Here is a 12,044-nt window from a genome sequence, read left to right on the forward strand (position 1 = left end):
ATCACGAGAAAGAACACGATGTCCAAGCGCGCCCGTAAGAAGAAGGCCCGGCGGAAGAAGAAGTCGAACCACGGCCGCAAGCCCGGGCAGTAGCCCGACAGACCACCCGGTGCCGCGTGCCACCGGCACCGGGTGCACACCTTCGGCCCCTGAGGCCCGCCGTCCGGCTGTGCGGACGGGCGGTGCCTCAGGGGCCGAACCGCTGTACGGGTCATCAAGAACGCGTCAAGGGCGGTGCCGCCGGCATCAAGAGTGCGTAGGAAGCGGAGGGAGGTGCCCCGGGCGGCTTCACGATCGATCAGCATCACGATCGAGGAGCCACGAATGCCAGAAAGCACGATTCCGACTGTCGCGGCCGATCCCGAGCCGCCGGATACCGGCGCGGGCGACGAGCGGCACCTGCTCAGCGCGCTCGGCGGACTGGCGGCGCGTACGCGGTCGCCAAGGCGCACCTGGGCCGCCGGACGGCGCTGACGGCGGCCGCCTTGCTTGTGATCGACTATGTCCTGAATGCCGCGGTCTCGGTCACCGCCGGCGAGGCCGCGCTGACAGGCTCATCGAAACGTTCAGGACAATCCGCGGTCTCGAGTGAATGACGCCGATATAAGGGCCGCGTCAATGTTTCCGGATCACCCGTATGGACGGCATCAGGGACGCGCTGCGCGCCCCTGACGGCTGGTTGGCTGCTCCCGCCGGTCTTCCGCCGGTGCCGTGAGCGGCCCTCGGCCAGGTCGCGGCATCTCCCGAACCACGCTGGTGGAGCCCATGTCGGATCTCATCTACGTCGGTGTCACGGTCGCCGTGTTCGCCGTCATCGCCCTGATCGCGCGGGGGGTGGAGAAGCTGTGAGTGCCGAGAACATCACAGGTCTCATCGTGGCCGTCGCGCTCGTCGGCTACCTCATCCTCGCGCTGATCTACCCGGAGAAGTTCTGACATGAGCTCCACTCTCGCGGGCTGGCTGCAGGCCCTGGCCCTGGTGGCCGCGTTGGTCCTGTGCTACCGCCCCCTGGGCGACTACATCGCCCGCATCCTGACCACCTCGAAGCACCTCAGAGCCGAGCGCGGCATCTACAAGGTGATCGGCGTCGACGGTGACGCCGACCAGCGCTGGCCGGTGTACCTGCGCTCGGTGCTGGCCTTCTCGGCCGTCTCCGTCCTCTTCCTGTACGGCCTGATCCGGCTCCAGGGCTACCTGCTGCTGAACCTGGGCGTCCAGCAGATGGAGGGCCACCAGGCCTGGAACACCGCGATCTCGTTCGTCACCAACACCAACTGGCAGTCCTACGGCGGTGAGTCCGCGATGGGCCACCTGGTGCAGATGGCCGGCCTGGCGGTGCAGAACTTCGTCTCCGCGGCCGTCGGCATCGCCATCGTGGCGGCGCTGATCCGGGGCTTCACCCGCAACAAGACGGACCGGCTGGGCAACTTCTGGGTCGACCTGGTCCGGATCAACCTGCGACTGCTGCTGCCGATCTCGATCGTCTTCGCCCTCGTCCTGGTGGCCAACGGCGTGATCCAGAACTTCCACGGCTTCCACGAGATGACCAACCTCGCGGGTGACGTGCAGAAGATCCCGGGCGGCCCGGTGGCCTCCCAGGAGGTCATCAAGGAGCTGGGCACCAACGGCGGCGGCTTCTTCAACGCCAACTCCGCCCACCCGTTCGAGAACCCGACCGGGTTCACGAACTGGCTGGAGATCTTCCTGATCCTGCTCATCCCGTTCGCGCTGCCCCGGGCCTTCGGCCGCATGGTCGGGGACAACCGCCAGGGCTACGCGATCGCGGCCGTGATGGCGATCTTCTGGGTCGCCTCGGTGGCGCTGATCACCCTCGCCGAGTCGCAGCACTCGGGCTCCGCCCTGCAGGCCGCGGGCGGTGCGATGGAGGGCAAGGAGCAGCGGTTCGGTATCGCCGCCAGCTCGCTGTTCGCCGCGTCGACGACGCTGACGTCGACGGGTGCGGTGGATGCTTTCCACGACTCGTTCACGCCGTTCGGCGGCGGCATCACGATCTTCAACATGATGCTGGGCGAGATCGCGCCGGGCGGTGTGGGCTCCGGCCTGTACGGGATGCTGGTCCTCGCCATCGTGGCGGTGTTCGTGGCCGGTCTGATGGTCGGGCGCACCCCCGAGTACCTGGGCAAGAAGCTCGGCGGCCGGGAGATGAAGTTCGCCTCGCTGTACATCCTCACCACCCCGACGATCGTCCTGGTCGGCACGGGTGTGGCGATGGCCCTGCCGGGCGAGCGAGCCGGGATGCTCAACTCGGGCGCCCACGGCTTCTCCGAGGTGCTGTACGCCTTCACCTCCGCCGCCAACAACAACGGCTCGGCCTTCGGCGGGATCACCGTCAACACCGACTGGTACGACACCGCGCTCGGACTGGCGATGGTCTTCGGCCGCTTCCTGCCGATCGTCTTCGCCCTGGCGCTGGCCGGCTCGCTCGCCCAGCAGCAGCCGGTCCCGGCCACCCCGGGCACCCTGCCCACCCACAAGCCGCTGTTCGTGGGCCTGCTGTCGGGCGTCGTCCTGATCGTCGTCGGCCTCACCTACTTCCCGGCCCTGGCTCTCGGGCCGATCGCGGAAGGTCTCACCTCCTGATGTCCACCCCCACCCTTAGTCCTGCACCGGTCGACAAGACCGAGAACGCGGCACCGCACAGAGTCTCCAGCGGATTGCTGGACCCGAAACTCCTCCTCTCCTCGCTGCCGGACGCGGTGAAGAAGCTCGATCCCCGGGTGATGGTCAAGAACCCGGTGATGTTCGTGGTCGAGGTCGGCTCGGTGGTCACCACGGTCTCCGCGATCGCCAGCCCGTCCGTGTTCGCCTGGTCCATCACGGTGTGGCTCTGGCTGACCACGATCTTCGCCAACCTGGCCGAGGCCGTCGCCGAGGGGCGCGGGAAAGCCCAGGCCGACACCCTGCGCAAGACCAAGACCGAGAGCGTCGCCCGCCGGCTCACCAACTGGCCCGCCACGCAGGACGAGGAGGAGGTGCCCGGCACGGCCCTCCAACTCGGCGACCACGTGGTGGTCGAGGCGGGGCAGGTCATCCCGGGCGACGGTGACGTCGTCGAGGGTGTCGCCTCGGTGGACGAGTCGGCGATCACCGGTGAGTCCGCGCCGGTGATCCGCGAGTCCGGCGGCGACCGGTCCGCCGTCACCGGCGGTACCAAGGTGCTGTCCGACCGGATCGTGGTGAAGATCGCCTCGGAGCCCGGCAAGTCCTTCATCGACCGGATGATCGCCCTGGTCGAGGGCGCCGCCCGGCAGAAGACGCCGAACGAGATCGCGCTCAACATCCTGCTGGCCTCGCTGACCATCGTCTTCCTGGTCGCGGTCGTCACGCTCCAGCCGATGGCCACCTACGCGGGCGCCCCGCAGTCGATGATCGTGCTGGTCGCCCTGATCGTGGCGCTCATCCCGACCACGATCGGCGCGCTGCTCTCCGCGATCGGCATCGCGGGCATGGACCGGCTGGTGCAGCGCAACGTGCTGGCGATGTCCGGCCGGGCCGTCGAGGCCGCCGGCGACGTCAACACCCTGCTGCTCGACAAGACCGGCACCATCACCCTCGGCAACCGCCAGGCCGCCGAGTTCCAGCCGGCCGAGGGCGTGACCGTCGAGGAGCTCGCGAGTGCCGCGCAGCTCTCCTCCCTCGCGGACGAGACGCCGGAGGGCCGCTCGATCGTGGTCCTCGCCAAGACCGAGTACGGTCTGCGGGCCCGCGCCCAGGGCGAGCTGACCCACGCCACCTGGGTGCCGTTCACCGCCCAGACCCGCATGTCGGGCGTCGATCTCGACGAGGCGGACGGCGTCCACTCGGTGCGCAAGGGTGCGGCGGGTTCGGTCACCAACTGGGTGACCGAGAACGGTGGCACAGTCGGCAAGGACGTTGCCGAGCTCGTCGACGGCATCTCCGCCGCGGGTGGTACCCCGCTGCTCGTCGCGTCCCGGATCGGCAGTGCGGCCCCGAAGGCCCTCGGAGTGATCTACCTCAAGGACGTGGTCAAGGAGGGCATGCGGGAGCGGTTCGACGAGCTGCGCCGGATGGGCATCAAGACCATCATGATCACGGGCGACAACCCGCTGACCGCCAAGGCGATCGCGGAGGAGGCCGGCGTCGACGACTTCCTCGCCGAGGCCACGCCCGAGGACAAGATGGCCCTGATCAAGAAGGAGCAGGAGGGCGGCAAGCTGGTCGCGATGACCGGCGACGGCACCAACGACGCCCCCGCCCTCGCCCAGGCCGACGTCGGCGTCGCGATGAACACCGGGACCATGGCGGCCAAGGAGGCCGGCAACATGGTCGACCTGGACTCCAACCCCACCAAGCTGATCGAGATCGTGGAGATCGGCAAGCAGCTGCTCATCACCCGCGGCGCGCTGACCACCTTCTCCATCGCCAACGACGTGGCCAAGTACTTCGCGATCATCCCCGCGATGTTCGCCGGGGTCTACCCGGGCCTGAGCCACCTCAACATCATGGGCCTGCACAGCCCGCAGTCCGCGATCACCTCGGCGATCATCTTCAACGCCCTGGTCATCATCGGCCTCATCCCGCTCGCCCTGCGCGGCGTCAAGTACCGGCCCTCCGACGCCAGCTCCCTGCTGCGCCGCAACATCGGGATCTACGGCTTCGGCGGTCTGGTGGTGCCGTTCGTCGGCATCAAGCTGATCGACCTGATCGTCCAGTTCATCCCCGGCCTCAGCTGAGAAAGGAGTCCACCCGCCATGTCCAAGCCCCTGCCCGCCGCCGTGCGGACACACTTCACGGCCCTGCGAGTACTCCTCGTGCTGACCGTGATCCTCGGAGTCGTCTACCCGCTGCTCGTCACCGGGATCTCCCAGGTCGCGTTCAGCGACAAGGCCAACGGCTCGATCGTGACGTCCGACGGCAAGGAGGTCGGCTCCAGCCTGATCGGCCAGAACTTCAACCTGCCCAAGGCCAATCCGGACGACCCGAAGGAGGAGGCCCAGCCGGACCCGAAGTGGTTCCAGCCCCGCCCCTCCGCGGCCGGGACCGGCTACGACGCCTCCTCGTCCGCCGCCTCCAACCAGGGGCCGAACAGCGAGGACCTGCTGAAGGCCGTCAACGACCGCCGTGCCGCCGTCGCCGCGTTCGACGGCGTCGACCCGGCGAGCGTGCCGGCCGACGCGCTGACCGCCTCCGGCTCCGGCCTCGACCCGCACATCTCGGTGGCCTACGCCAAGGAGCAGGTCAACCGGGTCGCCAAGGAGCGCAACCTCCCGGCCGACAAGCTGAACCAGCTGGTCGAGAAGTACACCGAGGGCCGCTCGGCCGGCTTCCTCGGACAGGACGGCGTGAACGTCGTGCTGCTCAACAAGGCGCTCAGCGAGCAGAAGTGATGACACTCCATCGATCTGCCGAGTGACCAGACCGACCCGGGTACGGGGGGCACGCCCCCGCGCCCGGGTCGGTCGCCCATGTCTGCGCACCACCAACCTGCCAGCCACACAAGGAAAGAGCAGCGCCCATGGCTCGCGACCTCGCCCCCGGCACCATGCACCGCCGCGGCCGGCTGAGGGTCTATCTCGGCTCGGCCCCCGGGGTCGGCAAGACCTACCGGATGCTGGACGAGGCCCACCGCCGACAGGACCGTGGCGCGGAGGTGGTGGTCGGGTTCATCGAGTGTCACGGGCGGAGGTTCACCGAAGGGCTGGTGGACGGGCTTGAGGTGATGCCGCGCACCAGACGGACCTACCGGGACGCCGAGTTCGAGGAGATGGACCTCGACGCGGTGCTCGCCCGCCGCCCGTCCGTCGTCCTGGTCGACGAGCTGGCGCACACCAACATCCCCGGCGGCCGGCACGCCAAGCGCTGGCAGGACGTCGAGGAACTGCTCGCCGCCGGGATCGACGTCATCACCACCGTCAACATCCAGCACCTGGAATCGCTGAACGACGTCGTCCAGAAGATCACCGGCATCCCGCAGCGCGAGACCGTCCCCGACGAGGTGGTCCGCCGGGCCGACCAGATCGAACTCGTCGACATGGCCCCGCAGGCACTGCGCCGCCGGATGGCCCACGGCAACGTCTACAAGGCGGAGAAGGTGGACGCCGCGCTCTCCAACTACTTCCGGGTCGGCAACCTCACCGCCCTGCGCGAACTCGCCCTGCTCTGGGTCGCCGGACGCGTCGACGAGGGCCTGCGCGACTACCGCGCCAGCCACAGGATCGACCGGGTCTGGGAGACCCGCGAACGCGTCGTGGTCGCCCTCACCGGCGGCCCCGAGGGCGAGACCCTGATCCGCCGCGCCGCCCGCATCGCCGACCGCACCGCCGGCGGTGACCTGCTGGCCGTCCACGTCACCCGCAGCGACGGCCTGGCCGGCGCCTCCTCCGGCGCGCTCGCCCAGCAACGGCAACTGGTCGAGACCCTCGGCGGCAGCTACCACGTGGTCGTCGGCGACGACATCCCCACCGCCCTGCTCGCCTTCGCCCGCGCCCACGACGCCACCCAGCTGGTGCTCGGCACCAGCCGCCGCGGCCGGATCAACCGCTTCCTGACCGGCCCCGGCACCGGGCAGACCACCGTGGACGCCTCCGAGGACATCGACGTCCACATGGTCACCCACGAGTTCACCGGCCGCGGCCGGCTGCCCGCGCTCGGCCGCCGCCACTCCCGCCGCCGCACCATCGCCGGCTACACGGCGGGCCTGATCGTTCCCCTGCTGCTCACCGTCGCGCTGTCGCCGTTCCGTAGCACACTCAACCTGACCACGGACGCGCTGATCTTCCAACTCGGTGTCGTAGCCGTGGCGTTGCTGGGGGGTGCGCTGTCCGCCTTGCTGGCCTCGGTCATCGCCTCGGTGCTGCTGAACTACTTCTTCATCCCGCCCCTCCACACCCTGACCATCGACGAGGCCAACAACATCGTCGCCCTGGTGGTCTTCGCCACCGTCGCGCTGACCGTTTCCACCGTGGTCGACCACGCCGGCCGGCTCACCAGCCGGGCCGCCCGGGCCACCGCCGAGGCCGAGACCCTCTCCACCCTGGCCGGCAGCGTGCTGCGGGGCGCCGACGCGGTGCCCGCCCTGCTGGAGAAGTCCCGGACGGCCTTCGGGATGGACTCCGTCGCCCTGCTCGACAGCCTCACGGGAGAGACCATCGCGCGCAGTGATGCCGAGACGGACGGAGACGTCGAGACCGGAAGCCCGGAGGAGGCCACCGAGGTGGCCGTCGGAGAGCGGGCCGTCCTGGTGCTCACCGGCCGCCGGCTGCCCGCCGCCGACCAGCGCGTCCTCACCGCCTTCGCCGCCCACGTCGCCGCCGCCCTGGAACGCGACCGGCTGGCCGTGGTCGCCGCCGAGGTCGAGCCGATCAAGGCCGCCGACCGGATGCGTACCGCCCTGCTCGCCGCCGTCAGCCACGACCTGCGCACCCCGCTCGCCGCCGCCCTCGCCTCGGTCGGCTCGCTGCGCAGCCCCGACGTCGAGTTCTCGCCCGAGGACCAGGACGAACTCCTCGCCACCGCCGACGAATCACTCGTCAAACTCACCCGCCTGGTCGACAACCTGCTCGACATGAGCCGCCTCCAGGCCGGCGCGCTCACCCTCCACATGGCGCCCACCCTGCTGGAAGACGTCCTGATGCGTGCCGTGGACTCGCTGACCGACCCGTACGCGCCCGTCCAGCCGCTGGACCTGGACACCGCCCCGGCGGTGCTCGCCGACCCGCCGCTGCTGGAACGCGTGCTCGCCAACGTGATCACCAACGCGCTGCGGTACAACGCCCCCGGCGCACCCGTCCTGGTCACCGCCAGCCACCACGCCGACCAGGTCGAGATCCGGGTGATCGACCGCGGCCCCGGCATCGACCCCGAGGACCGCGACCGGGTCTTCCTGCCCTTCCAGCGCCTCGGCGACACCGACAACACCACCGGCGTCGGCCTCGGGCTCGCCCTCTCCCGCGGCCTCGCCGAGGCCATGGGCGGCAGCCTGGAGGTCGAGGACACCCCCGGCGGCGGCACCACCATGCTCCTCACCCTGCCGGCAGCACCGGAGACTCGGACCGGGGAACCCGGCATCGCCCTGCTGGAGAGGAGCGCGGACCGGTGAGCCACATCCTCGTCGTCGACGACGAACCGGCACTGCTGCGCACCCTGCGGATCAACCTCCAGGCCCGGCACTACTCGGTGCTCACCGCGGCCACCGGCCAGGAAGCCCTGGACTCGGCGGGCCAAGCGCCACCCGACGCCATCGTCCTGGACCTCGGCCTGCCGGACTTCGACGGCGTGGACGTGATCCACGGCGTCCGCTCCACGCTGACCGTGCCGATCATCGTACTGACCGGCCGGGCCGACATCGAGGACAAGCTCCGCGCGTTCGACGCGGGCGCGGACGACTACCTGACCAAGCCCTTCAACGTGGACGAACTCCTCGCCCGGCTACGGGCCGTTCTGCGCCGTCCGCAGGGCGCAGCCCCGACGGCGCCCGAGCCGTCGGCACGGATCGGGCCGCACGAGATCGATCTCGGTGCGGGCACGGTCACCGGTCCGGACGGCCCGGTCCGATTGACCCCGACCGAGTGGCGGATCCTCGCCCTGCTGCTCGCCAACCCCGGCCGGCTGGTGCCCGGCCGGCAGATCCTGACCGAGGTGTGGGGCCCGGAGGCGGAGGGCAACGGCAATTACCTGAGGGTCTACTTCTCCAGCATGCGGCGAAAGCTCGAACCCGAGCCGGGCCGTCCGCGCCACCTGATCACGGAACCCGGGATCGGCTACCGGTTCCAGCCCTGACCCGGAGGTATCCGGGACGGCCGGGACTCGCGTTCCGGTCGATGTCCCAAGCCTTTCGGTCCATGGCTCCTGCACTGGTCAACGGCTCATCCGGGAAGGGGAGTTCAACGGAATTCGCGGGTTCTTGATCGGCCTCGCATGGATCCCGTCAGGATCACCGGCCGAATCGCGGAATCGACGTCCTCCCCTGCCATCGTGCTTTCCGACCGGATCCGTTCGGGTCCGAATTCGAAGGAGAGTACGTGTTGTCGAGGATCAAGCCGGCGGCCGCAGCCGTGGGTATCGCCGCCCTGGCCGTCGCGGGCCTGGCGGGGCCGGCGGCGGCCGACGGGAGCTACGACCCCGCGAAGGAGAACTGCAACGCCGCGAACGTGGTGACGCCGGGCTCCACCGCCTTCGTGTGGTGCATCCAGCAGGCCCAGAAGAGCGGTGAGGCCAAGCGGAGGGCCCGCGAGGACTTCGTCAAGGGGCTGCTCGACATGCTGGTGAACAAGACCGGTGGCTACTACAACGTGATGATCTTCGACATCAAGGGCAACAACGCCTTCGGGGATCCGTGGTACGTCCACAACTACGAGGAGCACTTGGAGGACGTCGACTTCACCTACGACGTCACGTACCACGACCAGACCTCGCGCGAGGATCAGACCTACCGGATCTGGATCTTCCACGGCGGCGGCATGTTCGCCAACGGCTTCGACGGCGGCTGGGGGAACTGGGCGTTCTACGGCCTGTTCGACCGGACCAGCCGTGAGCACAACTGGGCCTACCCGCCGGGTACCAGCCGACCGGGCCAGCGGTACAACCACACCGACGCGGTGGTGAACTTCCGGCGGACGCTGACCAGCGCCATCCCGTCCGGCTCCCCGGCCAATCCGGGGCAGATCGCCTCTCCGGCGGTGCCGGCCGTGCCCGTGGTGGTGCCCGGAGTGTCCGTCGGCGAGCCCGCGACCCCGGGCGTGCCCGCGACCCCGGGCGTGCCCGCCAAGCCCGGCAAGCCGGGAACGCCCGCCCAGCCCGGCAAGCCGTCCGGCTCGGGCCGCCCGCCGCTGGACACCCCGGTGTACGTGCGGACGGTCAACGGTCTGGGCGCCGTCGCCACCGGCGACGCCGCGGGCTCGGCGGTGATCGCCGGCAAGCTCGGCGGCGCCGACTCCCGCTGGACCTTCAAGGACGCCGGTGACGGCCGCTACCGGATCACCAACGGCCTCGGCCCGGAACTCACCGAGAACACCGGCACCTACTTCGCCGATGTCAACGGCTGGAAGGGTGGCGCGGAGCAGAGGTGGGAGGTCCTCAACGTCACGGGTGACCGCTTCCAGATCAGGATCAGCGACCAGGACTGCCTGACCTATCACGAGGACCGGAAGACGCTCGGCGTGTGGACCTGCGACGGGTCCGCCGAGCAGCAGTGGACGATCACCCGCTGAGGGGGAGCCCCGCCCGGGATGCACCCCGGCCGCTCACTCGGACGGGTCTTGCGCCAACGCCTCGTCAAGATGGCCGTCGCCCGCGTCAAGGACGCATCAGGGCGGGCGGACAGCTGTTCGGCCGCACCTAGTGTGAGCTGCGAGGAAACGGTTCTCCGTCCGGGCGTGGGGCCTGGCGGAGAACCGTTTGCCGACACCGCCCCGGAGATTCCTCCGGGGAAGTTCGGCGGCCAGTGAGAAACAGGGTGAGGGGGCGCGCGGCGATGCCAACGGGTACGTCGGGCGGTACGGCTGTCATGGGGAAAACGGTCGCGTCGGAGACGGCGCGCCAGGAGACAGCCGCACCGCCTCCCGGGTCGCGCGCTCCCGGTCACTGGCTCGGCCGCGCCTGGCGCAGCCGGGCCTGGTGGAACACCCCGCGCCTGGTGCGCGGGCTCACCGGCCTCTGCCTCGTCGCGCTGCTCGTCGCCGGAACGGCGGCGGCGACCGTCCTGGGCGGGGCCCGGGACGGCGCGGACGTGATCGGTCACCGGGCCGCCCCGCAGGTGGTGCGCTCGGCGGACCTGTACTTCGCGCTCAACGACATGGACGCCCAGGCCGCCAACCTGTTGCTGTTCGGCGCCGACCCGGACTACACGGCACTGCGCAAGCAGACCCTGGACACCTACGAGCAGCGCCGCACCCAGGCCGACACCGACCTGCAGCGCGTCGCCGAGGCAGTGACCGGTGATCCGGCCGGGCAGCGGGCGGTGCAGACCGTCATCGGTGAACTCGGCCGCCACGAAGCCCTGGTGGCCCGCGCCCAGCTGCTGGAAGAGCAGGCCCACGCCCCGGCCGGCCGCCCCTCAACGGACGCCCTCGTGGCCTACCGGCAGGCCACCGACCTGCTGCGCCAGCAACTGCTGCCGGCCGTCGACGAGGTGACCAAGGCCAACGCGGCCGTCGTGGAGCGCAACTACGCGGACCAGCGCGACGCCCTGGCCGGCGGCTGGTGGGAGATCCTGCTCACCGGCCTGACCGCCCTGGTCGCGCTCGGGCTGCTGCAGCGGCTGCTGGCGGTGCGCTTCCGGCGGCTGGTGAACGTGCCACTGGCCGTCGCCACCCTCCTCACCGTCGTCGGCCTGGTCACCGCGCTGGCGCTGGCGTCCCGCTCGGACGACCAGCTGGTGGTCGCGAAGAGCAACTCCTTCGACTCGGTGATCGCCCTCAGCAGGGCGCGCGCGGTCGCGTACGACCTCAACGCCGACGAGAGCCGGTACCTGACCGACCCCGCCCGGGCGGCGGCCTACGAGCAGAGCTTCCTCGACAAGACCCAGGCCTTCGCCCGGGTCGACGGCGCCACCCTCACCACGTACAACGACCGGCTCGCCGCACTGGCCGACCGGCACCGGGCCGACCACGGCCAGGTCGGGTTCGGCGGGTACCTCGGCGACGAACTGCGCAACATCACCTTCGCGGGGGAGCAGGACGCGGCGGAGCGGGTGCTGGCGGCCTTCCAGCAGTACCAGCGCGACGACCGGAAGATCCGCGAGCTGAACGCCCAGGGAAAGCTCAAGGAGGCCGTCACCTACAACACCGGCCTCACTCCGGGCCAGTCCAACGCCGACTTCGGCGTGCTCAGCGCCGCCCTCGACGACAACCAGGCGATCAACCAGCGCGCCTTCGAGGCCGCGGTCGCCACCACCGACGACGACCTCGACGCCACCACCGCCGGCCTCGGCGCGGCGGCCCTGGCGGCGGCACTCGCCCTGACCGCGCTGGGAGTGCGGCCGCGCCTGCGCGAGTTCGCCTGACCGGGAGAGGCCGACGGCAACCGGCTCGCCTCCGTCCGCTACCCGCAGCCGGAGGAGTACG

General features: G+C 70.3%; 10 protein-coding genes. All 10 read left to right on the forward strand.

Annotated elements, in window-relative coordinates; genetic code table 11:
* Window positions 1–18 precede the first annotated feature (18 nt).
* The 10 genes from ACZ52J_RS09670 to ACZ52J_RS09715 all read left to right on the forward strand — a co-directional run bounded on the left by ACZ52J_RS09670 (window position 19) and on the right by ACZ52J_RS09715 (window position 11,983).
* Window positions 19–93: a 50S ribosomal protein bL37 gene (locus tag ACZ52J_RS09670; RefSeq protein ID WP_465617425.1), complete on the forward strand. Its 75-nt coding sequence runs from the start codon at window positions 19–21 to the stop codon at window positions 91–93.
* Window positions 94–324: 231 nt separating this feature from the next.
* Window positions 325–474 (forward strand): hypothetical protein, encoded by a 150-nt coding sequence (locus tag ACZ52J_RS09675; protein WP_465617194.1) that lies wholly within the window; start codon window positions 325–327, stop codon window positions 472–474.
* A gap of 371 nt (window positions 475–845) precedes the next feature.
* Window positions 846–935 carry a K(+)-transporting ATPase subunit F gene (gene kdpF, locus ACZ52J_RS09680; RefSeq protein ID WP_360508580.1) on the forward strand — a complete coding sequence of 30 codons (90 nt, stop codon included), beginning with the start codon at window positions 846–848 and terminating at the stop codon, window positions 933–935.
* Window position 936: 1 nt separating this feature from the next.
* Window positions 937–2,601: a potassium-transporting ATPase subunit KdpA gene (kdpA, locus tag ACZ52J_RS09685; RefSeq protein WP_465617196.1), complete on the forward strand. Its 1,665-nt coding sequence runs from the start codon at window positions 937–939 to the stop codon at window positions 2,599–2,601.
* A complete protein-coding gene (kdpB, locus tag ACZ52J_RS09690; RefSeq protein WP_465617198.1) occupies window positions 2,601–4,715 on the forward strand; it encodes a potassium-transporting ATPase subunit KdpB in 2,115 nt (704 codons plus the stop codon). The genes kdpA and kdpB overlap by 1 nt, the downstream gene beginning before the upstream one ends.
* 18 nt (window positions 4,716–4,733) lie before the next feature.
* A complete protein-coding gene (gene kdpC, locus ACZ52J_RS09695) occupies window positions 4,734–5,369 on the forward strand; it encodes a potassium-transporting ATPase subunit KdpC (RefSeq protein WP_465617200.1) in 636 nt (211 codons plus the stop codon).
* 128 nt (window positions 5,370–5,497) lie between these two features.
* The gene (locus tag ACZ52J_RS09700) at window positions 5,498–8,080 is read left to right on the forward strand and encodes an ATP-binding protein (RefSeq protein WP_465617202.1); all 2,583 of its coding nucleotides are present in this window, start codon (window positions 5,498–5,500) and stop codon (window positions 8,078–8,080) included.
* Window positions 8,077–8,760, forward strand: coding sequence for a response regulator (locus ACZ52J_RS09705; RefSeq protein ID WP_465617204.1), 684 nt, complete (start codon window positions 8,077–8,079; stop codon window positions 8,758–8,760). Before ACZ52J_RS09700 ends, ACZ52J_RS09705 begins: the two co-directional genes overlap by 4 nt.
* 245 nt (window positions 8,761–9,005) lie before the next feature.
* Complete coding sequence (locus ACZ52J_RS09710) at window positions 9,006–10,190, forward strand: RICIN domain-containing protein (protein WP_465617206.1); 1,185 nt, start codon at window positions 9,006–9,008, stop codon at window positions 10,188–10,190.
* A 296-nt stretch (window positions 10,191–10,486) separates the two neighbouring features.
* The gene (locus ACZ52J_RS09715; RefSeq protein ID WP_465617208.1) at window positions 10,487–11,983 is read left to right on the forward strand and encodes a hypothetical protein; all 1,497 of its coding nucleotides are present in this window, start codon (window positions 10,487–10,489) and stop codon (window positions 11,981–11,983) included.
* Window positions 11,984–12,044 lie beyond the last annotated feature (61 nt).

It is taken from the genome of Kitasatospora sp. NPDC034035 (assembly GCF_055575755.1).